We start from the raw sequence: 22,106 nt of genomic DNA, 5'->3' as shown, positions 1-22,106 counted from the left end.
CCAGTCGTCCCAGATCGGGCCGCACTTGGTGCACCCGTTCAGCGCAAGACCGAGCGCAACCAGACAAAAGACGAGAACATACCGACGCAACATCGCCCACCCGTTACCCAACCACGGCATCATATCGGGCCAAGTCGGGCATTTTCAAGCCGAAGGGACCGGCACGGCCGGGTGACTTTGCCGCGCCGATGCGGGCAGAATGCCCGAAACATCCGGCAACCATGGAGGAAACCACAGCAATGCCATCGCAGCCAGAAGCCGAGTTCGGCATCAATGATGCCCGACGCATCCTCGGCGAGGTCTTTGCACCCTGGGTCCAGGATCTCAACCTCTCGGTCGAGCGCATCGAGCACGTGCCGCCGCCGGATGAGCCCGACTGGCAGCCGGGCGCGCTGCTGCGCATGGCGTTTTCGGAGCGGCTGTGCCGGAGCGGCGGAGTGGTCTGCGGCCAGGCGCTGATGGCCCTCGCCGACACCGCGATGGTGATCGCCATCCTTGCCGCCAATCGCGGCTACCGTCCGATGACCACGGTCGACCAGACCACGCATTTCATGCGCGCGGCCTCCTCCTCGGACGTGCTGGCGGATGCGCGCGTCGTGCGGCTCGGACGCACCATGAGCTTCGGCCGCGTCACCCTGCTCTCCGCCGTCGACAACAAGCCGGTGGCGATGGTGTCGAGCGCGTTCGCGATGTTGCCGGGCTGAGGCTCATCCGAAAAATGAGAGCCGCGTGAGCGCAAGGCGCAGCGCGGCTCTCGATGACGACGAAGCCAGACCGAGGCACGATTGCGATCGTGTCTCGGTCGGCACGCTTCAATAATTACTTGCCGAGGATCTCGTCGGCCGCGGTGACGACGCTGACGGTCGGATTCTTTCCGCAATAGGCACCGAACTTCTTGGCGTTCTCGATGAACACCTCGGTGTCGATGATCGCGTTGTCTTCGTCGCCCTTGTACCAGCCGTCCATCCAGGTCAGCACGACCGCGATGTTGTCTTCGCCGCTATCGAGGAATTGCTTGCAGGTCATGGTCGAGAGGTCCCACTTGACGGCGTGGGCGGGCATCGACGTCAGCGAGAGCGCTGCGGCGAACAGAAGCGAAAGCGTGGTCTTCATCAGTATCTCCATCGGCGCGTAACGCCATAAAGGAAAGGATCGTGAGGAAAGTCGGCGGGACATGACTCACCGCTTCAACGTCGTAAACGAAGTCTGAAGCGCGATGCAAGTAGCGCCAGTATTGAGTTCATTTCAACGTAATTTCTATGCACTATTTCACAATCGTCATGATGGATTAACGCCGATGATCGAGAAGCGCGCAGCACAGCGTCACCGTGTTTTCAAGGGTGGAACGATCACCTTCGAAGATGGCGGCATCGCGTGCACGGTGCGAAACATGTCGGCAGGCGGCGCAGCGATCGAGCTCGAGAGCCCCGTCTCATTGCCGCAATCGTTCACACTCTCGATCGCGCGCGACAATTTCGTGCGGAATTGCCGCCCCGTGTGGCGCAGCGACAAACGCATCGGCCTCGCTTTCGTGCAATAGCACTCGCGATGTGAACGAGCGTTCGCATCACATGCACAACACGATCATGATTGCCTGCTACGATGGCGGCGACGCCAGCGCAGTCCGACCATCACGATCGTGATGATCGCGAGCGTGATCGCCGACGTCGCCGCAAGAAATCGTCCGCCCGGACGATCGATCGTGCGCGACCAGAGCGAAGGCGCCTCGCCCGGCCGCGCCAGGCGGAACGCCACGACGCTGTCGCCGATCGATGTCCCGGCTTCGGAATGGCCGCCGGCGCCGATCGCGACATATTGCTCGCCCTTCCAGAGATAGGTCATGGGATTGGCGACGCCCGGCACCGGCAGCCGCCCCTGCCACAGCTCCCTGCCACTGCGCGCATCGAAGGCGCGCAAGTAAGCATCCATCGCACCGGTGAAGACGAGGCCGCCCGCGGTGACCGCGAGTCCATTGAGGAGCGGCGCGCCCCAGGGCAGTGGCACGCCGAGCGGCGCCAGATCCTCGGTGGTGCCGACCGTCGAACGCCAGAGAATCCTGCCCGCCTTCAGATCGACCGCAACCATCTCGCCCCAGGGCGGCTTGTTGCAGAGAAAGCCGAGCGGCGACGTCACCATCGCGCGCGACATCGCGAACGGCGCGCCGCGCTGCCTGCCGAAATCATGACCGGGCGGCGGATTGAAGCCGGCGGCTTCCGCGCGCGGGATCAGCTTGATGAGATGAACGGCACGGCTGGTGTTGGCGTAGAGGATCTGGTGGACCGGATCGTAGGCCGCGCTGCCCCAGTTGACCCCGCCGCCGGTGAAGGGAAACTCCAATGTGCCCTGCACCGAAGGCGGCGTGAACAGTCCCTCGTTGCGCGCCGCTGCGAATTGCCGTTCGCACGACGAGCGCATCAAGCCGGGCAATAACGAGAGCGCGTCATCGGTCGAGATCGTCTGTGACGTCAATGCCGGCACATGGGTCGGAAACGGCTGCGTCGGCGACAGCTTCTCGCCTTCCGCGCCACCTTGCGGCACCGCGCGCTCCTCGACCGGCCACACCGGCTTGCCGGTGTCACGGTCGAGCACGAAGACAAAACCCTGCTTGGTCGGCTGGATCACGACGTCGCGCTGCCCGTCACCCGTGTCGAGACGCGTCAGCGTCGGCTGCGCCGGAAGATCGTAGTCCCAGACGTCGTGATGCACGGTCTGGAAGGCCCAAACGAGTTCACCGGTCTCGATGCGCAGCGCGACCACCGAATTGGCATGCTCGTTGTTGCCCGGTCGTTTGCCGCCCCAAAAGTCCGGCGACGGCGAGGTCGTGGGCAAGAACACGAGCCCGCGCGTCTCGTCGACCGACATCGGTGCCCAGACATTGGCGTGGCCGGCCTCGATGCCGTCGCGCTTGAGCGGCTCGAAGGTCCAGCGCGGCTCGCCGCTACGCGCATCGAATGCGCGCACCATGCCGCTCGGCGCGTCGACGCGGCTGTTGTCGCCGATCGAGGAGCCGACCACGACGACGCCGCGTCCGACCGCCGGTGGCGAGGTGATCTGGAATTCGCCGGGCCATTCCAGCCGCATGCCGATCTCGAGCTTGATCTCGCCGCCCTTGCCGAAACCGGCACAGGGAATGCCGGTCCTCGCATCGAGCGCAATCAGGCGGACGTCGTTCGTTCCCATGAAGATGCGCGACCGGCAAGCGGCATTCGCGGGCGCGTGGTCATCGACCCAGTACGTGACACCGCGGCAGACATAGCGATTGGCAGGACGCTGATTGGTCGCGATCTTCGGATCGAAGCGCCATTTCTGCGCGCCGGTGCCGGGATCGAGCGCGATCACCTCGTTGAAGGGCGAGCAGAAGATCAGGCTGTCCTCGACGAACAGCGGCGTTGCCTGGAATTTGGTTCGCCGCATCACTTCGGGCGGGCGCGCAGTGAGATCGCCGGTGTGATATTCGAAGGTGCGAACGAGTTGGCCGACATTGTCGGGCGTGATCTCTCGCAAGGGCGAGAAGCGCGAGCCGCCGGCATCACCGCCCCAGCTTTCCCAGGCGGCGCAGGGGGGCATCGCAAGCAGCAAGAGCGCAACGAACGCCGGCGGAATTCGCAGGCGGGTCCGCAAACGCCCGCCTCCCCCTATTTCGGCTTCTTGGCCGGTTCGCTGGGGCGGGCCCCGCCCCACGGATCGTACTTTTCCTTCGGCTCGGGAATGCGCTCGAGCGCGGCTTTGTAGGCTTTCTCGTCGACCTTCGGCTTGTTATCCGCCGGCTTGGGACCGTCATTGGGCTGGCGCCGTCCCTGCGCCTCAGCCGAGCCGCACGCCAGTGCCAGCACCGCAGCCGCTATGACCAAAATCTTCATTGATGCAATCCCCCTCGCGTGGGGTACAAACTAGCCTGCAATCCCGTAATAGCAAATGCCGCGGGTTCCGCGCCTTCAGCAAATTTTGATCGGGGCGGACTTCGCCGGATCGCATTCGTGCCTATCTGTTCGCCCGCAGGGGACTTTCACGGATGTTGCGGATTATTGCCAATGCGGCGCTGCTGGCCGGCGCGCTCGCGCTCGGTGCTTGCGGCTTTGCCGACAGCCGGGCGCCGGTGCCCGAGTTCATGCGCATCAAGGAAGCCGAGCAGCTTCCGCCGGAGCCGCCCCCGGACGTCAAGCGCGTGGTGCGCGAGCAAATCGACGTGGTGTTTCTCGCCACGTCCTATCCACGTGAGATTCATGTCGCCCCGCCCCATCACGAGGTGCGGGGACCGGGCTGGACCGTCTGCGTCCGCGCGCAGCTCACCTCCGCAACCGGCACGCCGCTCGGCGCACAGACCTACATCGTGACCATCAATGGCGGAAAGGTCGTCGATCGCCGGCGCGCCGAAGCCGACGATATTTGCGGGACCGAGACTTACGAGCCGATCTAGGAACAAACCGCCGTTAACGGAGGTGCGGTTCCGGGAAAAACCCGCATTGCGGGCGGGAACGATCACCGCCTCCCCTTCTTGTTACCGCCGAGGGCAGTTTCGGAGGAGGACATGATGAGGACGTTGACTATTGCGCTATTGGCGGGCGTTGGTGCTTTGGCAGCCGCATCGGGCGTGAAGGCTTCGGATATCTACACGAGCAGCGAATACACCAATCCGGATCTCGTCCAGCAGGTGCGACTAGTCTGCGACGACGCCGGCCGGTGCTATCGCACGCGCGGCGGTTCGCGTGTCATCGTGCGCGATTCCTACAACTATATGCCGCGCGACCGCTATTACGAACATCGGACGTATCGCCGCGACTGGGATGACGGCCCGCGCGCCGGCGTCGGCATTCGCACACCTGGCGTCAGCGTCGGTGTGGGCGTCGGCGACGACCGCTGGTGATCGATGAAGGTTTCATTGGCGGACCGGACGAGACAACTCGCCCGGTCCCGCTTTCGCATGCCGACGTCAGGTTTCGAGCGGATCGGCCGGCGTGACGAAGCGCGTCGATGACGGCAGGTGAGCAATGAAGCGGGCGAGCACCATGCCGGCGCACATCGCCGCAACGAAGATGACGGCCGAGACCGAACCGAATCCGAGCGCGGTCAACGCCGGCCCCGGGCAGAAGCCCGCCAGTCCCCAGCCGATACCGAAGATCGCCGGACCTGCGACGATCCTGGGATCGATGTCTCGTCGTGTCGGCAGATAAAACCGATCCGCGAAGAACGGACGCGCGAGCTTGAGGACGCGGCTGAAGCCGATGAAGGTCACGGCCACCGCGCCCGCCATGACGAAGGCGAGGCTCGCATCCCATGTCCCTGCCGGAATGCCGCCGACGTCCAGGAAGTTCAGCACCTTGGCCGGGTTCGACATGCCGGAGACGATGAGGCCGATGCCGAAGATCAGGCCGATCGCGAATTGAACGAGAATTGCCATTGCCATCAGCTCCAGTGACGCATCACAAAGACGGTCGCCATGCCGGCCGCCATGAAGGTCATTGTCGCGACCAGCGAGCGCACCGACAGCCGCGACAAGCCGCAAACGCCGTGGCCGGAGGTGCAGCCACTGCCCCACACCGAACCAAAACCGGTGAGCAATCCGCCAACGACCAGGACAGCCGGCCCTGCCGCGATCGTCTGCGCCGGCAGGTCTCCGGTGACGAGCCGCACCAGCACGGGCGCGGCGACGAGACCGGCGACAAAGGCGAGACGCCCGGCGAATTCGCGGTCCTCGTAGGGCGGAAACAGCCGCGCCGCGATGCCGCTGACGCCGGCAATCCGCCCCGTCGCCCACATCAGCAGAACGGCGGCGAGGCCGATCAGTGCTCCACCCAGGAGCGAGGCCATTGGTGTGAAAGGTGTCACGATCATTGTGATCCTCCAGTTCGGGAGCAATCCTACCGCATCCATCCCTACAATCGACGCTCCGATGCTCAACGAGACGTTAATATTACCACTCGAATTGAAGCGGCGTCCCAACGGTATTTTCCAATCTTTGCGCTAAGCATGACCCGTAACACGGGCTCAGCTCGCGTGAACGGGGACGACGGGACGTGGTCGACATCGCGCATCAGGCTGCGATCAATCCGGCATCGGCAAAAGATGTCGCGAAGTCGCGCGCGCTCGTCCCACTCATCGCGCTCGACACCGGCCAATGGCGCGCGCTCGCGCAGCGCGCTATCGAGCCGAACGGATATTACCTGCCCGCCTGGGAGCTGGCCGTCAGTGCAACCGCGCGCGGCCGCACGGACGCCGCGGCGCTAGCCGCGTTCGACGCGCCGCGGCTGATCGGGCTGATGCCGGTGATCTCGCTCTGGCGTGCCTGGAAGATTCCCCTGCCCGCGCTGGTGAGCGCACATCCCTATGGCACGCTGTGCAGCCCGCTGATCGACCGCGATGCGCCGATCGAGGCGGCCACGCGTCTGTTCCAGCAGGCACGCGAGGCCGGCGCCCATGCGCTCGTGCTGAACGACGTCGCGCTCGACGGCGCGGCGATGAATGCGCTCAACCAGGTTCTGAGCCGCGACGGCCTGAAGCCAAGAATCCTCTCCTCCTACATCCGCGCCAGCCTCGATGCGAGACAGGATGGCGAGACGCTGTTGCGCGACGCGCTCGGCGCCAAGAAGCTCAAGGAGCTGCGCCGCCAGCGCCATCGCCTGGAAGAGCACGGCCCCGTCGTGTTCGAGGTCGCGCGCAGCCCCGACGAGATCGGGCCGGCGCTCGAAAATTTCCTGCAGCTCGAAGCCAGCGGCTGGAAGGGCAAGCGCGGCACTGCGCTGATCCAGCATGCGGGCGATGCGACCTTCATCCGCCGCGCCGTACCGACACTGGCGGAGACCGCGCAGTGCGAGATCGTCACGCTTCATGCCGGCACGAATCCGATCGCCGCCGGCATCGTGCTGCGGCATCAGGACCGCGCCTTCTTCTTCAAGCTCGGCATCGACGAACGCTTTGCAAGATATTCGCCGGGCGTGCAGCTCACGCTCGACCTCACCCGCCATCTCTGCGCCGATCCCGCGATCGCCAGCGCGGATTCCACGGCGAGCGCCGACCATCCCATGATCAACCCGATCTGGCGCGGACGCTTCGCGATCGGCGACGTGCTGATCCCGCTGCGGCGGCACGATCCGGTGGTGGCGCTCGTTCACGCAGCGCTAACCGGCCTCAACGCCGCGCACGAGACGGCGCGACGCGTGGTCCGCCGCCTCCGCAAATAAGCGAAGCTACTCCGCCGCCTGCGCGTTGATCTCCTCGGAGACCTGGCGGATGGCGCGGGCGAGCAGGTTCGGATCCTGCGCGCCGGACACAGCGTATTTCTGCGCGAAGACGTAGGTCGGCACGCCGGAGATGCCCTTCTCGGCGGCCTCCTGCGCATCCGCCGAAACGCGCGCGACGTCCTCGTCGGTGGCAAGTCGCTTGCGCACGTCGTCGGCGTCGAGGCCGACATCGGCCGCCGCCTGCACCAGCACGTTCACATCGGTGAGATCGCCGCCGTCGCGGAAGTACAGCTCCATCAGGCGCTGCTTCATCTCGGGTGCCTTGCCGATGGCTTCGGCCCACAAAATGAGGCGATGGCAGTCGGTCGTGTTGGGCTGGCGCGCGACCAGCTCGGGCTTGTAGACGAGGCCCTCCTCGCTCGCGGCCGCGACGACGCGTCCCGCAATGCCCTTATAGGCCTCGACCGAGCCGAACTTCTGGGTGAGATAAGCCTCGCGGCTGATACCCTCGCGCGGCACCCAGGGATTGAGGAAGAAGGGCCGGAAATTCAGCTTGACCGGAACGTCGGGCACCAGCGCCAGCGCGCTCTCGATCCTGTGCTTGCCGATATAGCACCAAGGACACACCACGTCGGAGACGACGTCGATCTGGAGCGGTTTCAGCGTGCTCATGTCAGGCGCCTCCTTCGGGCACTTCGAGGGTTCGTCGGAAGATAAGCCGAACCGGAGGCTGCGCAAGGCACCCGTCCTGCATGGCTCACGACTTCACCTCTGCGGTTATTGTGACCGGTCGCCCCCGCCACGATAGTTGCGGCCACGATCCAGCCCAAGGGGAGACCGCGATGACCGCCATTTTCAAGCCGGAAGGCCATCAATTCCGGGCAACCGAGCATGCCGGCGGCCCGTGGTCGCCGGACATGTTGCAGGGAAGCGCCACCACTGCACTGATGACCCGCGACGTCGCGCGGCTCGCGGCCGAATCCGGCTTTGCGGTGCGGCGCCTGACCTTCGATTTGTGGCGGCCGGCAGGCCTGCGCCTGTTCAGGACCGACACCGAACTGCTGCGCGACGGCCGCAAGGCCAAGACCTTGCAGGTGCGGCTGATGGACGGCGAGACCGAGATCGGCCGCTGCACGGCGCTGCTGACGGCATCGAGCGCAGAGTCGCCGCTCGATCCCTTCGCCGGGCCCACGGCGCTCGACACGCGGCCCGAAGCCGGCAGCCCGCCGCCGGCCTTCGCGCAGAAATGGAGCCGCTATTTCCAGAACGTCTCGGTGCGGCTGATCGAGGGCGCACTGGAGAAGCCCGGCCCGGCCGCGGCCTGGATGCGGCTCGATGCGCCGCTGGTCGAGGGCGAGCCGAACACGCCGCTGCTCCAGGCCGTGCAGGCCGCGGACTTCGCCAGCGGCGTCGCGCAGATCGTCGACATGCGCGACTGGACCTTCATCAACCCGGAGATCAGCCTCTATTTCTTCCGTCCGCCGGAGGGCGAATGGATATTGATCCGTGCCGCGACGCGCGTCGGCGCTCATGGCGCGGGCCTCACCACGGCGACGCTGAGCGACCTCAAGGGACCGTTCGCGGAGGTGATGCAGGCCATGAGCTTCGAGCGGCGCGAAGCCGTGCAGGCTCAGGCGTCCTGAGCCGCAAGCGCGGTCAGGATAGTCTCGGACGTGGCATCGGCAGGCATGAACATTTCGACGCGAAGCTCCTGCAGTGTCACGTCCTGCGGTGTGCCGAGCGTCAGCACCGCACCGATCAGGCCGATGCCGACGTCACCCTTGCGCAGGCGCACCTCGCAGAGCGGCCCCGGCACGGAATTGTCCTCGGTCGCAGGCGCAGGAAGCTCCGGCAGCCGCATCAATTCGCGCCAGGTCGATTGCAGGGCTTCATCGAGCGGCGCGGCCATCGCCTCATGCCGCGCCCGCGCCAGCAGCGCGGCCGCAACGGTCGGCCAGTTCTCGACGAACGGCTTGAGCGCGTCCGGCGCAAGGAACATGCGCATGTGATTGAGCGGCCGCTGCATGCGCGCGGGACCAAGCAGCATGGTCATCAGGCGCGAGGCGGCGCGGTTGGCCTGCATCACGTTCCAGCGGCGGTCGGTGACGATCGCGGGGAACGGCTCGTGGCGGCTGAGCAGAAGATCGATGGCGCGGCGTGCATCGGCAAGCTCCGGCGCAGACAGATCGCGCTCGCCATATTGCCGCGCGAAGCCGCCGGCCTCGAGCAGCGCATTGCGATCACGCAGCGACAGGTCGAGCGCGGACGCAAGCTGCAGCAGGATGTCCCGGCTTGCCGCCGCCTTGCCGGTCTCGACATAGCTCAGATGCTTGACCGAGATGCCGGCCTCGAACGCCAGCTCCGCCTGGCTCAAGGCGCGACGCGTGCGCCAGCCACGCAGGAGATCACCGACGGGATTGGCCGGCCGCAATCGCCGGAACGCGCGTGTGTCCATCGGCGGATTATGCGAGCGCCGCGCTCACCTGTAAACGGCGCTACCGCAGCCCGGCCGCCATCTGCCTCAACCGTTCGGCGGTACGCTCGTCCGCCGGAAAGAAGGTCTCCAAAGCCAATTCCGACAGGGTAATGTCGACCGGCGTGCCGAACACCATGGTGGTGGAGAAGAAGCTGAGGATCTCCCCGCCATGCCGCAGCTTGAAGGGGATCGCGACATTGTCGCTCGACAGCGGCGCCGAACGCGCCGGGATGGGATAGCTCTTGAGGTCGTTGTAGAGCTTGATCAGCTCCGGATCGGCCGTCGCCTCGCATTGACGGTGCAGCCGCTCCAAGAGATGCCCGCACCATTCGGCGAGATTGACGGTGCGCGGCGCCAGGGCTTCCGGATGGAACGCGAGCTTCAGCACGTTGAAGGGCTGGCCGAGCAGCCGCTGCGGGATGCCCTCGAGCAGCGGCGCCACCATGCGGTTGGCCGAGACCAGGTTCCAGTGCCGGTCCACTGCGAGCGCCGGATTGGGCTCGTGTGCTTTGAGCACGAGGTCGATCGCCTGGCGGGCTGATTTCAAGACGGGGTCCTCCAACGGGCGCTGCGGGAACGCCGGCGCGAAACCGGCCGCGACCAGCAGCACATTGCGTTCGCGCAAGGGAACGTCGAGACGCTCGGCGAGCCGCAGCACCATGTCGCGCGAGGGCGCGGCGCGGCCGGTCTCGACGAAGCTCAAGTGCCGCGCCGAGATCTCGGCTTCGCCGGCAAGATCGAGCTGGCTCATGCGGCGGCGCTGCCGCCACTCGCGCAAATGGTCGCCGATATGGACCGGCTGGCTGCGTTCGGCCTGTGCCGTGGATGCATGTGCGTTCATGACCAGAAACCTAGCATGCGGATTTCGGCCCTTCCATTACCCGCGAGGTAATCGAATTGGGGCGCAGGCGCGCGCATCTTCGGTCGCAACAGGAGATGACCATGATCGCGCTGCTGCTCTACCGGACCGTCGCAGACCACGTTGTGCCCTGGGCCATGGCATTCGCAACCCGGATGCTGGCGCGCAGCCTCAACATGCCCGAGCCGCTGGTGCATTCGACCGGCGATTATGTCCTCGCGCAGGTCATCGCCTTCGAGCACGGCGTCGGCAAAAGCCTCTGCCCGTTCCGTCTCGCCCGCCTGCTCCGCGCCTGGTGGCGCGGACTGCACTGAGTTTCACCCCGCGCCCACCCCAACCAAGGAGACCTAAGATGATCGATGCATCCACCTTCCTGCGCCGCGCCCTGCTCGCCGACGCCGTCTTCAGCGGCGTTGCCGCTCTCGGCTTCACCTTCGGCGCAGGCGCGTTCGCAGCGATGTTCAACCTGCCCGAAGCGCTGCTGCGCGAGACCGGCCTGTTCCTGATCGCCTACACCGCCCTGGTCGGCTGGCTAGCCTCGCGGGCCACGGTGGCGAAGCCGCTCGTGCTGCTGGTGGTGATCGGCAATGCGGCCTGGACGGTCGGCAGCATCGCACTGCTGTTCTCGGGCGCGGTGTCGCCGAACCTCGCCGGCGAGCTGATGGTCGTCGCGCAGGCAATCGCCACGGGCGTGTTTGCCGAGCTGCAATTTTGGGGATTGCGGAAGAGTGCGGGTGTGGTCGCCGCGTGAAGCCACAGCCGCTGCTGTCGTCGCCCGGTTTAGTATTCCAGAGACGTTGAGGGATGCGGAGAACCCGCGGCGTACTGGATGCCCCGCTTTCGCGGGGCATGACACCGCGGTTAACGGCTACGCCCGCGCGCGGCCGTTGACCTTGCCGAGGGCGTGGCCGTTGAGCTTCTTCTTTTTGGCCGCCTTTGTGGGCGCCTTCTTGGCCGCCTTGACTTCCGTGCGCGCCTTCACCTTGGCACGCTCGGCCCGCTCCTCGGCACGCAGCTTCTTGCGCTTGGCCTCGCAGGAAACGCACTTGCAGCCGATCGGCTTCAGATAGGCTTTGAAATAGTCGGTGCCGTAATCGTAGTTGATCTCGTCGCCCGGCTCGATGTTCTTGATGGCGCGGATGAAGACCTTGCGTTCGCGCGGGCGGACGTCCGATTCCGCATTGGGCCGGCAGGAATGGTTGATGTAGCGCGCCAGATTCTTGCGCACCGAGCCGTCGATGGTCCAGCGGCCGTTGAGCTCGAACAGATATTTGTTCTCGATCTCGTCCTGCTCGGGGATTCGCGAGTCCAGGATCGGTCCGTAATAACGGATGATCCGGGTTCCCTTCTTGATCGGTTTGGTGGCAAAGAGGCCGAGCCCGGTCTTGGAGCGGCCGACGCGATAGGGTTTGTTCGACGATGTGGCTGGCATGATCAGGAGAACGAGGACGCGTACGAGGCCGCATGAGCTTCAGGCGAAGCCGCTCTTCTAGAACGATTCCGCGCCGCTGTCAGGTCTCTCGCGGGCCTGTTTGAACCTTGCCCACAATGAAAGACGCCAGATGGTACGGAGTTCCCACTGCATTCGAGGTCTCGTGACGATCCGCATCACCTCCGCGCGCCTCGCGATGTTGCTGACGAGCACCGTCCTCGATGGCGCGAACGCTCAATCCGTGGGCACCACCTATAGCTCGACGGCGCCGAAGAGCTGCCGGCAGGTCGGCAAGCCCGGCGAGCTCGCGACGATGCGCTAAAGCGCCGAACAGCCGCTACACGGGAAGTTTCGTGGTGATAGGCGCCGTCAGCATCGACTCGAGCAGCCGCTCGGCCGTCGTGCCCTCGGGCAGGCGCCCCAGAATGTCCTCGAGGCGGCCGTCGAGCAGCAGCGTGGTGAAACCGTGCACCATCGACCAGGCGCGCGCGATCGCGGCGCCCTGCTCCATCGTCAGCGCGTCACCGCTGATCTGCTCCTGCCGCATCGCGCCGATGGCGTTGGCAAGCCCGGCGAAAGACGCCTCCGCCGCCTCGTGCAGCGAGGGCCTCGAGTAATCCAGCCGCTCGGTGCGGAACATGATGCCGTACATGCCGGGATGGGCCTGAGCGTAGGCGACATAGGCCTTCGGCCGCGCCAGCGCGCGCCCGAGCGGCGTGGTGGCGGCATCGCAGGACGAGGCCATCGCGGCGTTGAACTGGCGGAAGCCGACGGCTGCAAGCTCGCTGAGAAGCCCGGTGAGGTCGCCGAAATGGTGCGTCGGCGCCGCATGCGAGACGCCGGCCTCGCGCGCCACCGCGCGCAAGGTCAGGCCGGCGAGCCCGTCGCGCTCGAGCACCCGTTCGGCGGCCTGAAGCAGCGCCTCGCGCAGGGCGCCGTGATGATACGGCGTCTCGGTCTTCGCACCCGCCGCGCGGCGTGCCGGACGCGATGCCGCAGCCGATGCTGGTTTCCTGGGGGCACGCGCGCCTCGCGCCGTTTCGCTCTTGGTGTCGGTCCTGGCCATTTGCAAGCTATATGACGCAATATTGACAGTGTAAAGATTTCACTTGACGAAAGCCGCGATCGGCCCTATTTGATCTTTACGATGTAAAGATAGGGAGGACTACGCCGTGCAGCACGACGCCGTCACCGAGCGCCGCAACAATATCGCGCCGATCCCGTTCGAGGCCGACGCCCCCTTCCTCAAGATCGTCGGCGAATTGCCGCGTGAGCTGAACGGGGTGCTCTATCGCAACGGCCCCAATCCGCAGTTCGAGTCTCCCGGCGCGCACTGGTTCGTCGGCGACGGCATGCTGCACGCCTTTCACCTCGAGAACGGCCGCGCCAGCTACCGCAACCGCTGGGTCCGCACGCCGAAATGGCTGGCCGAGCACGACGCCGGCCGCGCGCTGTTCGGCGGCTTCGGCCGCAAGCTGCCGGATGCCCCGGCGAAGCTGACCGACGGCGGTGTCGCCAACACCAATATCATCTTCCATGCCGGCAAGCTGCTCGCGCTGGAAGAAGCGCATCTGCCGACCGAGATCGAACCCGGCACGCTGGCGACGCGCGGCTATCACAACTATCAGGGCCGCGTCGCCGGCAGCTTCACCGCGCATCCAAAGGTCGATCCCGTCACGGGCGAACTGGTGTTCTTCGGCTACAACGCCGCGGGGCCGCTGACGCCTGCCCTCTCCTACGGATCGATCGACGCCTCCGGCAAGGCGACGCGCTTCGAGCGCTTCGAGGCGCCCTATGCCAGCATGGTGCACGACTTCATCGTCACCGCGAACCATGTGCTGTTTCCGATTCTGCCCATCACCGGCAGCATGGAGCGCGCGATGAGCGGACGGCCGCCCTATGCCTGGGAGCCGGACAAGGGCGCCTATGTCGGCGTCATGAAGCGCAGCGGCACCGCGAAGGACATCGTCTGGTTTCGCAGCGAGGCCTGCTACGTCTTCCACGTCATGAATGCGTGGGAGGACGGAGACCGCATCGTCGCCGACGTCATGCAGTTCGAGGAAGCGCCGCTGTTTCCGCATCCCGACGGCCGGCCGACCGATCCGGAGAAGGCGCGCGCCCGCCACTGCCGCTGGACGTTCGATCTCGCGGGGAATACCGACCGCTTCCAGCAGGCCTACCTGGACGACCTCACCGGCGAATTCCCGCGCATCGACGATCGCCGCGCTGGGCTGAAGAGCCGTCACGGCTGGTACGCCTGCGCCAATCCAAGACTGCCGATGTTCGGCGCGCTGTCCGGCATCGTCCATGTCGACGGCAACGGCAGGCGGCTTGGGCATTATCTGCTGCCGGCCGGTGACACCATCTCCGAACCTGTCTTCGTCGAGCGATCAAAGGATGCGCCCGAGGGGGACGGCTGGCTGCTCGCGGTGGTCTGGCGCGCGCGCGAGAACCGCAGCGACCTCGCCGTGTTCAATGCCACCGACATCGAAGCCGGCCCCGCCGCGCTCGTGCAACTCGGCCACCGCGTGCCGGACGGCTTTCACGGCAATTGGGTGGGCGCGGCGTAGCGCCCCCCGGAGTGACATCGCGAATGCAGAGAGGTCTCCCATGCATATGCCCTCGCTCACCGCAGCTTGCCTTGCCCTCCTTGCCCTGACCGGCACCGCGCTCGCATTGCAGATGATCCGGTTGCGGCGGAGCCGCCATACCGTCTTCAACGGCGGCATCCTGCTCTGCCTCGGCCTCTTGATCGCCTTCACGCTGCCGCTCCTGTCGCGCCTGCCCTGGGCGGAATTGGCCGACGAGGCATCAGACCAAGCCGTTGCAGCCCTTCACCTTTTAGAGGTCGCCTACGTCATTTTGACACTGTAAAGATTTCGCTTGACCCGGCATCGTCGCTGCACTATTGATCTTTACATCGTAAAGATTTGCCTGACCGAGGCGACCATGGCGATTTTCCTGATCCTCGCGCCCTACGGCGCTTTCACCTTCCTCATGCTGGTGACATCGGCCGCGGTCAGCGTGTTCACGGCCTCCGCGATCTGCCTCGCCACCGTCGCGGTCGATGTCGCGCGCGGCCGCTCGGTGAAGGTCCTGGCCGCGGGCTCCGCAATCGTGTTCGCCGCGATCGGCCTTTACCTTGCGCTGATTGACCCCGCCTTCGGCCCGCTCGGCGTCAAGCTGTCGGTCGACATCGGCATCTTCGTCATCTCGCTCGGCTCGATGCTGCTCCGCCGCCCCTTCACGCTGCAATATGCGCTCGAATCCGTCCCGGCCGAGACCGCGGCAATGCCCGGCTTTCTCACGGCCAATTACGTCATCACCAGCGCGTGGACAGCCGCCGCGCTGCTGATGGCGGCCGCCAATCTCGTGCTGCTTTACGTCCCCGGCCTGCCGCTCTGGTCGAGCCTTGCGGTCGCCTTCGCCGCCCGCAACAGCGCGATCTACTTCACAAAATGGTATCCCGAGTATCGCCAGATCAAGTACGGTACGCCCGCCCGCGCTCTTCCCGACGCCCGCTGAACAGGATCGACGATGAAGGACGTATTTGCCCGCCTCGCCTCCGACTTCCTCTCCGCCATCGTCTTCCTGGCCGTCTACCTCATCACCGACAACGTCGTGCTGGCAACGTCGGTGGCGATTGCCGGCGCGATCGCGCAGGTGATCTACGCCCGGGTGAAGGGGCAGCAGCTCAACTACATGACCTATGCGAGCCTCGCGCTCGTCATCGTGCTGGGCACGGTGACGCTGCTGACCAACGATCCCCGCTTCATGCTGGCAAAGCCCTCGATCGCGCATTTCGCGATCGGCGCCATCATGCTCAAGCGCGGCTGGATGCTGCGCTACATGCCGCCGATCGTCACCGAGACCGTTCCGGAATATGTGACCGCTGCTGGTTATGCCTGGGCCGCGCTGATGTTCGTGATCGGCGCCGGCATGATCGCGGTCGCCGCCACAGGCGATCTGAAGCTGTGGGCGTTCTACATCACGGTGGTCGCGGGCGGCGCCAAGATCCTGGCCTTCGCCGTGCAGTATGTGGTTCTCAGGCTCATCGTCACCAGCCGCCGGCGCGCCGCCGCCCGCGCCTAAATGCCTCCAATGCAGGGTTAGGCAGGAGCTGCGAGTTGGGCTATAGGCTCGCTCAGGACTGGCCGCGGATCATCGCGGCCAGCCGGGATTTGTTGGGGAGACGGGAATGGCCGTAGACGGCAACTGGAATCTGACCATGACGACGCCGATGGGCGAACGCCAGGCGACGCTCAGCGTCAAGGCTGCGGGCGGCACGCTCACGGGCACGCAGGGCGCGGAAGGTAATACCGCCGAGATCTTCGACGGCACCATCTCCGGCGACAACGTCTCCTGGAAGGTCTCGATCACCAACCCGATGCCGCTCACGCTCGAATTCACCGGCACGGTCTCCGGCGACAGCATCAACGGCGAAATGGGCATCGGCCCGATGGGCAGCTTCCCGTTCACGGGCGCGCGGACGTAAAGACCGCGCGGCATCCATGCGTGCGCTCCGTCTCATCGCGGCGACGATCCTGTGTGTCGCGACACAGGCAGCGCGCGCGGATGACACCGAACCGGCGTGGCGCGCAGGCGCGCTCGCCATGGTGCCGGCAGGCTATGTCGCAGGCCTCGCCTATCGTACCGAAGGTGCGACCGGATATCTGGCGGTCTATCCGGCGACGTCGAACGATCCGAAGACACCAGCGAGCGTGTTCGCCGCGCGCCAGGCTCTCGTCGTCACGCTGACGGCGGATGCGACGCGCGCGGTCTCGGCCGAGTTGAAGCCGCGCAGCGGGCCTGATCCTGACAACGACGACAACGATTTCGCGAAGCTGCACGCCGAACTTGCCGCGAAACGCGCAAGCCTGCCCGAAGGCACCGAGCCCTGCGATCTCGGCGCCTGGTCCATCGACAAGGATCCGAACGGCCTCAATGTGCGCGCTGAACCCTCCGTGAAAGCGCGCGTGCTCGGCACGCTGCCGCCGCCCTACCGGCTCAAGCTCGGCGGCGCCGAGAACACGCCTGACGGCGGCTGGCTCACCGAATTCCGCATCATCGGCTTCAGGGACGGCTGGTTCCTGATCGAGGGCGCCAAGCCGCCGGGCAAGGATTACGAGGACGACAAGCGATACCCACGCAGCGCGCCAAAGCCCTACGCGGGGCGCGGCTGGGTCGCTTCCAACAAGGTCGGCGCGAATTACGCCAATGGCTACACACGCGCGGGCGGGCTATTCCAGGCGCCATTCGTCGATGCCAAATGGATGCCCGCCCAGCACGAGCTCGGCGGCCCGATTGACGGCGACGGCGGACCAAAGCGGCTATTGGCCTGCAGCGGCTTCTGGGGCCTCGTCGAGAGCCACGACGGCGTGCGTGGCTGGTGGCGTTCGCTGTGCTCCAACCAGGTCACGAATTGCAGTTAGCTCTTCTCCCTCGCCCCGCTTGCGGGGCCGCGACGAGCTACGCTCGCGCTGAGAGCGTTGGGGTGAGGGGGAGTCTCCGCGAGGGCGGTGACAGTTGGACTCGTGGAGAGTCCCCCTCACCCGGACTTTGCGCCACGCGCAAAGTCCGACCTCTCCCCGCAAGCGGGGCGAGGTGAAGAACTAGCCCAAATTCAACTCCTTGAAGAAGTCATTCCCCTTGTCGTCGATGATGATGAACGCGGGGAAGTCGACGACTTCGATGCGCCAGATCGCTTCCATGCCGAGCTCGGGATATTCGAGCACCTCGACCTTCTTGATGCAGTGCTCGGCGAGGTTCGCCGCAGCGCCGCCGATCGAGCCGAGATAGAAGCCGCCGTATTTCTTGCAAGCCTCGCGCACGGCCGGCGCGCGGTTGCCCTTGGCCACCATCACCATCGAGCCGCCGGCAGCCTGGAACAGGTCGACGAAGGAATCCATGCGGCCCGCGGTGGTCGGACCGAACGCGCCGGAGGCATAGCCCTCGGGCGTCTTGGCGGGACCAGCGTAATAGACCGGGTGGTTCTTGAAGTAATCCGGCAGCGGCTCGCCCTTCTCCAGCCGCTCACGCAGCTTGGCGTGCGCGCTATCGCGCGCAACAATCATGGTGCCCGTCATCGAGACCCGCGTCTTGATCGGGTGCTTCGAGAACGTCGCAAGGATATCCTTCATTGGCTGGTTGAGGTCGATCTTGACGACCTCGCCGCCGAGCGCCTCTTCGACCTGAGGCAGGTACTGCGCCGGGTTGTGCTCGAGCTCCTCGAGATAGACGCCGTCCTTGGTGATCTTGCCGAGCACCTGGCGGTCGGCCGAGCAGGACACGCCAAGCCCGATCGGGAGCGAAGCGCCGTGGCGCGGCATGCGGATCACGCGCACGTCGTGGCAGAAATATTTTCCGCCGAACTGCGCGCCGACGCCGAGCGACTGCGTCATCTTGTGGATTTCCTTCTCCATCTCGACATCGCGGAAGGCGTTGCCGTCGGGCGAGCCGTGGGTCGGCAGCGCATCGAGATAGCGGGCGGAGGCGAGCTTCACCGTCTTCATGCAGAGCTCGGCCGAAGTGCCGCCGATCACGATGGCGAGGTGATAGGGCGGACACGCCGCGGTGCCGAGGGTGAGGATCTTCTCCTTCAGGAACGCGAGCAGCCGGTCCTTGGTCAGGACGGACGGCGTCGCCTGGAACAGAAAACTCTTGTTGGCGGAGCCGCCGCCCTTCGCCATGAACATGAACTTGTAGGCGTCGTCACCCTCGGCGTAGATCTCGCACTGCGCCGGCATGTTGTTGGCGGTGTTCTTCTCCTCGTACATGGAGAGCGGCGCGACCTGCGAGTAGCGCAGATTGCGGCGCAAGTAAGCGTCGCGCGCGCCTTCCGATAGCGCCGCCTCGTCGTCACCGTCGGTGATGACGTTGCAGCCCTTCTTGCCCATGATGATCGCGGTGCCGGTGTCCTGGCACATCGGCAGCACGCCGCCGGCGGCGATGTTGGCGTTCTTCAAGAAGTCCAGCGCGACGAACTTGTCGTTCGGGCTCGCCTCACTGTCCTCCAGGATCGAGCGGAGCTGCTTCAGATGGCCGGGGCGCAGATAATGGTTGATGTCGCCAAAAGCCGCCTCCGACAGCGTCTTCAGCGCCTCGCGCGACACCACCAGCATGTCCTTGCCGAGGACCTTCTCGACCCTGACGCCCTCGGACGAAATCTTCTTGTAGGGCGTCTCGTCCTTGCCCAGCGGGAACAGCGGGGTGTGCTTGTAGGGCGGAACGGGCTTGGACTGGTCGGGGAAGGCGGTGGGAGCGTTCATGGGGCGAATCTCGGGGTTTTGGAGCCCTGGCGGGCCGCTAGCATAGAAGCGTTCTAAGCTTTTTTGCCGCAAAGGGAAGGCGTTCTGGCGCGGCCGGGGCATCTGAATTCGGCGACAGGACGACCCTTTTCCAGGCCGATGTCCGCAAAGATGCGCGGCCGCCGTTGTCTCCGGGAAAGGTCCGGATGCACCCCTTGCGCTCCGCGCGCGACGAAGGTTGAATGCGCGCCCTCAGGGGCTTTTCATCATGATTTTCAAACTGAACGTCCGCGGCGCGATTCTGGTCGCCGCCGCCATCACCGGACTTGTGACCCTCACCTCGCCTGCGCGCGCCGATCGCTGTGACGACAGCGCCAAGGAGCTGGCGAACCAGATCGACCGCCTCAAGGTGAATTTCCGGGCCGCCAATATCGTCTACCTGACGCACCCCGCAGCCAAGGAGCTGTCCGTGGGTTGCCGCGGCGACAAATATTCGATCGAGCTCTATGCCAAGGGCGACCGAAAGCCGACGCCGGAATTCCTTGCGCTGGTGGGATCGATGGCGGCGATCGTCTTCACCGTGACCAAGGACGACACCACGACGGGCGCGACACGCTGCCTGAAACGGATGGGCCTGTTGCGCGGCGACAAGATCAGCATGCGCTACCGGCGGCTCAACATGGAATGCACCCGCACCAAGACGGATGCGTCGATCGCGATCACGCGCGGCAAGGACGAGTAGGCGGCGCGCCCTCCCGCTCTTGGCTACGGACGCGGTGCACATGTGCCGCGACGCGGCTACACACTCCGTCATTGCGAGCGGAGCGAAGCAATCCAGAATCTTTCCGCGGTGGTAGTCTGGATTGCTTCGCTCCGCTCGCAATGACGAGGAGAGAGCTACCGTCCTCTCAAATCTTCCCTTCGCGGAAGTAAGAACAGCACAACCCACAGCACCAATCCCTCGCATTTTAACGATTGCCTTGAAGGAAATTTCGCTCCTGTCGGGGCAGGCTGAATTGTTTCCATGTGTGAGGATTTGTGGATGAAGGTTTCCACCGTTGCGCCGCCGCCGATCGCGATCGTGGTGCCGAGCTACGACACGACCAAGCAGCAGGACGACCAGACCAAGACCAAGGACACCGATCCGACCTACAAGCCGCAGCCGCCCGCGCCGCTGCCGCCGGGTCAGGGCACGCGGATCGATCAGCTCGCCTGATCGGCCTTGCCAGAGATGAAACGCCCGATCCGTTCGATCGGGCTTTTCGCGTGTCCGGCCGCATCTTTGCCGGATAGCGGGACCACACTCGTGCGCGCTCGGGTCTGAGAGTTGCGCATGATCGTCCGCCTTCTGCTGCAGAACATGATCTTCACCGTCGCGATGGGCGCGCTGCTGTTCGCGTCCGCCGGCACGCTGCACTGGCCGTCGGCCTGGGTGTTCCTCATCACCTCCGCCCTGCTCGGTCCGCTCTGCGGCTGGTGGCTTTACCGGCTCGATCCGGCGCTGCTGGCGGAGCGCCTCCGGCCGGTCATCCAGAAGGACCAGCCGCCGGCCGACAAGGCCTTCGTCACCGCCCTCATTGCGGCGATGCTGGCCTGGCTGGTCGTGATGGGGCTCGACCGGCGTTGGCTTTGGTCCGACATGCCGCTTGCCCTGCAGGTCCTCGGCTTCGTGCTGTTCGTGCTCTGCATGCTGTTCACGATGTCAGTGTTCCGCGAGAACTCGTTCGCCGCGCCCGTGGTGAAGCTGCAAGCCGAGCGCGCGCAGCGCGTGATCTCGACCGGGCCCTACGCCCATGTGCGTCATCCCATGTACAGCGGCATGATCCTGTTCTTCGCCGGCCTGCCGCTGCTGCTGGGCTCGTGGTGGGGACTGGCGATGGCGCCGCTGTTCCTCGCCCTGTTTGCCGTCCGCATCGGCATCGAGGAGCGCACGCTACGCGAGGGCCTACCGGGCTACATCGATTACGCCACACGGGTGCGCTATCGCCTGGTGCCGGGCGTGTGGTGAGTGCGCATACGCGCCCGTACGACAGGCGGACGTCTTCCGGACCGACTAATTGTCCAGCTCTCGATAGCGGCGGAAGATGCCCTGCTCGTTGAACGGAATGCGGCGTTCGCTGTCGAGATAGGCCTTGATGTTCGGGCGCGCGGCAACGCGGTCGTGCAGGCCGACAACGCCCGGGATGTCCGTCTCGAACGCCGTCATGCGCTTCGGAAACGCGTAGCGCAGCCCGGCGACGATCTGGAATAGCGAAAGGTCGACATAGGTGAAGCGGCGGCCGGTGACGTAAGCGCCGCCGTTGCCGGCAAGCAGCTGCTCGAAATAGCCGAGATATTTCGGCACACGCTCGTCCCAGAAATCGGCCGTGCGCTTCTTCGCCGGCGCCTTCTGGTCCTCGTAGTACATCGACGGCCCGAGCGGATGATGGGTGTCGTGAATCTCGACCACGAAGTCGGTGATGGTGAGCTGGAGCTGGTGCACCCAGAGCCGGCCGGCTTCCGTCTTCGGCGCCAGTCCGTGGCGGCTGCCGAGATAGAGCAGGATATTGGCGGTCTGGCCGATGACGAGCTTGCCCGCTTTCAGGAAGGGCGGCGCAAAAGGCGGCGTGCCCTCCTGCGCCTCCATCATCTTCATCATCGCAGCCGAGCCGCGCGCACCGCGTGCGACATCGACATAAGCCGCCCCCACCTCCTCCAACGCCAGCCGCACATATTCGCCACGGCCCTGGATCTCGGGCCAGTAGTAGAGTTCGTATTTCATGGGAGGGGTCCGTGAACGTGGGGGCAACCGGACCAATGTAGCATGCGGCTCAGGGTTCCGTCAGGGTGAGGCGGAACTGCCGCGTCATTGCGAGCGCAGCGAAGCAATCCAGAACTGCCTCCTCGGAAAGATTCTGGATTGCTTCGTCGCAAG

The 22,106-nt window shown here is 65.4% G+C and carries 30 protein-coding genes; 18 read left to right on the top strand and 12 right to left on the bottom strand.

The window, feature by feature from the left end; all coding sequences use genetic code 11:
- Window positions 1-239: 239 nt before the first annotated feature.
- Entirely contained in the window at window positions 240-704 is a 465-nt protein-coding gene (locus N2603_RS16320) for a PaaI family thioesterase (protein ID WP_260389601.1), read from the top strand.
- A gap of 115 nt (window positions 705-819) precedes the next feature.
- Here the strand turns inward: N2603_RS16320 and N2603_RS16315 are convergent, their stop codons facing one another.
- Window positions 820-1,113, bottom strand: a complete 294-nt coding sequence (locus N2603_RS16315) for an HdeA family protein (protein ID WP_026311957.1) — start codon at window positions 1,111-1,113, stop codon at window positions 820-822.
- A 103-nt stretch (window positions 1,114-1,216) separates the two neighbouring features.
- Here N2603_RS16315 and N2603_RS16310 point away from each other — a divergent pair, with 103 nt between their 5' ends.
- Window positions 1,217-1,540: a PilZ domain-containing protein gene (locus tag N2603_RS16310; protein WP_425248989.1), complete on the top strand. Its 324-nt coding sequence runs from the start codon at window positions 1,217-1,219 to the stop codon at window positions 1,538-1,540.
- Window positions 1,541-1,584: 44 nt separating this feature from the next.
- Here the strand turns inward: N2603_RS16310 and N2603_RS16305 are convergent, their stop codons facing one another.
- The gene (locus tag N2603_RS16305; RefSeq protein WP_260424205.1) at window positions 1,585-3,567 is read right to left on the bottom strand and encodes a pyrroloquinoline quinone-dependent dehydrogenase; all 1,983 of its coding nucleotides are present in this window, start codon (window positions 3,565-3,567) and stop codon (window positions 1,585-1,587) included.
- Between the two features lie 68 nt (window positions 3,568-3,635).
- Complete coding sequence (locus N2603_RS16300; protein WP_018642777.1) at window positions 3,636-3,860, bottom strand: hypothetical protein; 225 nt, start codon at window positions 3,858-3,860, stop codon at window positions 3,636-3,638.
- 152 nt (window positions 3,861-4,012) lie between these two features.
- On the opposite strand from N2603_RS16300, the gene N2603_RS16295 reads away from it, so the two are divergent.
- Window positions 4,013-4,417, top strand: coding sequence for a hypothetical protein (locus N2603_RS16295; protein WP_260389600.1), 405 nt, complete (start codon window positions 4,013-4,015; stop codon window positions 4,415-4,417).
- A 111-nt stretch (window positions 4,418-4,528) separates the two neighbouring features.
- Window positions 4,529-4,864, top strand: coding sequence for a hypothetical protein (locus N2603_RS16290; RefSeq protein WP_018642778.1), 336 nt, complete (start codon window positions 4,529-4,531; stop codon window positions 4,862-4,864).
- A 66-nt stretch (window positions 4,865-4,930) separates the two neighbouring features.
- Here the strand turns inward: N2603_RS16290 and N2603_RS16285 are convergent, their stop codons facing one another.
- On the bottom strand, window positions 4,931-5,398 hold the full coding sequence (locus N2603_RS16285; protein ID WP_018642779.1) for a DUF6691 family protein: 468 nt from the start codon (window positions 5,396-5,398) through the stop codon (window positions 4,931-4,933).
- 5 nt (window positions 5,399-5,403) lie between these two features.
- On the bottom strand, window positions 5,404-5,832 hold the full coding sequence (locus N2603_RS16280) for a YeeE/YedE family protein (RefSeq protein ID WP_260389599.1): 429 nt from the start codon (window positions 5,830-5,832) through the stop codon (window positions 5,404-5,406).
- Between the two features lie 182 nt (window positions 5,833-6,014).
- Here N2603_RS16280 and N2603_RS16275 point away from each other — a divergent pair, with 182 nt between their 5' ends.
- On the top strand, window positions 6,015-7,178 hold the full coding sequence (locus tag N2603_RS16275) for a GNAT family N-acetyltransferase (RefSeq protein ID WP_260389598.1): 1,164 nt from the start codon (window positions 6,015-6,017) through the stop codon (window positions 7,176-7,178).
- Window positions 7,179-7,184: 6 nt separating this feature from the next.
- On the opposite strand, the gene N2603_RS16270 is transcribed toward N2603_RS16275, so the two are convergent.
- On the bottom strand, window positions 7,185-7,850 hold the full coding sequence (locus N2603_RS16270) for a DsbA family oxidoreductase (RefSeq protein WP_018642782.1): 666 nt from the start codon (window positions 7,848-7,850) through the stop codon (window positions 7,185-7,187).
- 170 nt (window positions 7,851-8,020) lie between these two features.
- Here N2603_RS16270 and N2603_RS16265 point away from each other — a divergent pair, with 170 nt between their 5' ends.
- Window positions 8,021-8,821, top strand: a complete 801-nt coding sequence (locus tag N2603_RS16265; protein ID WP_260389597.1) for a thioesterase family protein — start codon at window positions 8,021-8,023, stop codon at window positions 8,819-8,821.
- On the opposite strand, the gene N2603_RS16260 is transcribed toward N2603_RS16265, so the two are convergent.
- Window positions 8,809-9,633 carry a helix-turn-helix domain-containing protein gene (locus N2603_RS16260; protein WP_260389596.1) on the bottom strand — a complete coding sequence of 275 codons (825 nt, stop codon included), beginning with the start codon at window positions 9,631-9,633 and terminating at the stop codon, window positions 8,809-8,811. The genes N2603_RS16265 and N2603_RS16260 overlap by 13 nt on opposite strands.
- Before the next feature lie 40 nt (window positions 9,634-9,673).
- Window positions 9,674-10,495, bottom strand: coding sequence for a helix-turn-helix domain-containing protein (locus tag N2603_RS16255; RefSeq protein ID WP_260389595.1), 822 nt, complete (start codon window positions 10,493-10,495; stop codon window positions 9,674-9,676).
- Window positions 10,496-10,596: 101 nt separating this feature from the next.
- Here N2603_RS16255 and N2603_RS16250 point away from each other — a divergent pair, with 101 nt between their 5' ends.
- Complete coding sequence (locus N2603_RS16250; RefSeq protein WP_208751644.1) at window positions 10,597-10,827, top strand: hypothetical protein; 231 nt, start codon at window positions 10,597-10,599, stop codon at window positions 10,825-10,827.
- A gap of 38 nt (window positions 10,828-10,865) precedes the next feature.
- A complete protein-coding gene (locus tag N2603_RS16245) occupies window positions 10,866-11,264 on the top strand; it encodes a hypothetical protein (RefSeq protein WP_260389594.1) in 399 nt (132 codons plus the stop codon).
- 117 nt (window positions 11,265-11,381) lie between these two features.
- On the opposite strand, the gene N2603_RS16240 is transcribed toward N2603_RS16245, so the two are convergent.
- A complete protein-coding gene (locus N2603_RS16240) occupies window positions 11,382-11,945 on the bottom strand; it encodes an SET domain-containing protein (protein ID WP_018642788.1) in 564 nt (187 codons plus the stop codon).
- Window positions 11,946-12,108: 163 nt separating this feature from the next.
- Between N2603_RS16240 and N2603_RS16235 the strand changes: the two genes are divergently transcribed.
- Window positions 12,109-12,267, top strand: a complete 159-nt coding sequence (locus N2603_RS16235) for a hypothetical protein (RefSeq protein WP_260389593.1) — start codon at window positions 12,109-12,111, stop codon at window positions 12,265-12,267.
- Window positions 12,268-12,282: 15 nt separating this feature from the next.
- On the opposite strand, the gene N2603_RS16230 is transcribed toward N2603_RS16235, so the two are convergent.
- The gene (locus N2603_RS16230) at window positions 12,283-13,011 is read right to left on the bottom strand and encodes a TetR/AcrR family transcriptional regulator (RefSeq protein ID WP_260389592.1); all 729 of its coding nucleotides are present in this window, start codon (window positions 13,009-13,011) and stop codon (window positions 12,283-12,285) included.
- 106 nt (window positions 13,012-13,117) lie between these two features.
- Between N2603_RS16230 and N2603_RS16225 the strand changes: the two genes are divergently transcribed.
- The 6 genes from N2603_RS16225 to N2603_RS16200 all read left to right on the top strand — a co-directional run bounded on the left by N2603_RS16225 (window position 13,118) and on the right by N2603_RS16200 (window position 17,377).
- Entirely contained in the window at window positions 13,118-14,515 is a 1,398-nt protein-coding gene (locus N2603_RS16225; protein WP_260389591.1) for a carotenoid oxygenase family protein, read from the top strand.
- Window positions 14,516-14,555: 40 nt separating this feature from the next.
- Window positions 14,556-14,819: a hypothetical protein gene (locus tag N2603_RS16220; protein WP_260389590.1), complete on the top strand. Its 264-nt coding sequence runs from the start codon at window positions 14,556-14,558 to the stop codon at window positions 14,817-14,819.
- 75 nt (window positions 14,820-14,894) lie between these two features.
- Entirely contained in the window at window positions 14,895-15,470 is a 576-nt protein-coding gene (locus tag N2603_RS16215; RefSeq protein WP_018642792.1) for a hypothetical protein, read from the top strand.
- Between the two features lie 12 nt (window positions 15,471-15,482).
- Window positions 15,483-16,037, top strand: a complete 555-nt coding sequence (locus N2603_RS16210; protein ID WP_018642793.1) for an inner membrane-spanning protein YciB — start codon at window positions 15,483-15,485, stop codon at window positions 16,035-16,037.
- A gap of 106 nt (window positions 16,038-16,143) precedes the next feature.
- Window positions 16,144-16,440, top strand: coding sequence for a hypothetical protein (locus N2603_RS16205; RefSeq protein ID WP_260389589.1), 297 nt, complete (start codon window positions 16,144-16,146; stop codon window positions 16,438-16,440).
- 16 nt (window positions 16,441-16,456) lie between these two features.
- Window positions 16,457-17,377, top strand: a complete 921-nt coding sequence (locus N2603_RS16200; protein WP_260389588.1) for an SH3 domain-containing protein — start codon at window positions 16,457-16,459, stop codon at window positions 17,375-17,377.
- A gap of 180 nt (window positions 17,378-17,557) precedes the next feature.
- On the opposite strand, the gene N2603_RS16195 is transcribed toward N2603_RS16200, so the two are convergent.
- Window positions 17,558-19,213 (bottom strand): fumarate hydratase, encoded by a 1,656-nt coding sequence (locus tag N2603_RS16195; protein ID WP_260389587.1) that lies wholly within the window; start codon window positions 19,211-19,213, stop codon window positions 17,558-17,560.
- A 247-nt stretch (window positions 19,214-19,460) separates the two neighbouring features.
- Between N2603_RS16195 and N2603_RS16190 the strand changes: the two genes are divergently transcribed.
- From N2603_RS16190 to N2603_RS16180, 3 genes are all read left to right on the top strand, one after another.
- Window positions 19,461-19,934, top strand: coding sequence for a hypothetical protein (locus N2603_RS16190; RefSeq protein ID WP_018642797.1), 474 nt, complete (start codon window positions 19,461-19,463; stop codon window positions 19,932-19,934).
- 300 nt (window positions 19,935-20,234) lie between these two features.
- The gene (locus N2603_RS16185; RefSeq protein WP_260389586.1) at window positions 20,235-20,408 is read left to right on the top strand and encodes a hypothetical protein; all 174 of its coding nucleotides are present in this window, start codon (window positions 20,235-20,237) and stop codon (window positions 20,406-20,408) included.
- A 117-nt stretch (window positions 20,409-20,525) separates the two neighbouring features.
- Complete coding sequence (locus N2603_RS16180) at window positions 20,526-21,200, top strand: methyltransferase family protein (protein ID WP_260389585.1); 675 nt, start codon at window positions 20,526-20,528, stop codon at window positions 21,198-21,200.
- Between the two features lie 45 nt (window positions 21,201-21,245).
- On the opposite strand, the gene N2603_RS16175 is transcribed toward N2603_RS16180, so the two are convergent.
- Complete coding sequence (locus N2603_RS16175; protein WP_260389584.1) at window positions 21,246-21,953, bottom strand: glutathione S-transferase; 708 nt, start codon at window positions 21,951-21,953, stop codon at window positions 21,246-21,248.
- Window positions 21,954-22,106: the final 153 nt, after the last annotated feature.

It is taken from the genome of Bradyrhizobium huanghuaihaiense (genome assembly GCF_025200885.1).
Classification (GTDB): Bacteria; Pseudomonadota; Alphaproteobacteria; order Rhizobiales; family Xanthobacteraceae; genus Bradyrhizobium; species Bradyrhizobium huanghuaihaiense.
Note: the sequence above shows the minus strand (reverse complement) of the source record. Positions and strands in the feature narration are given on the sequence as shown.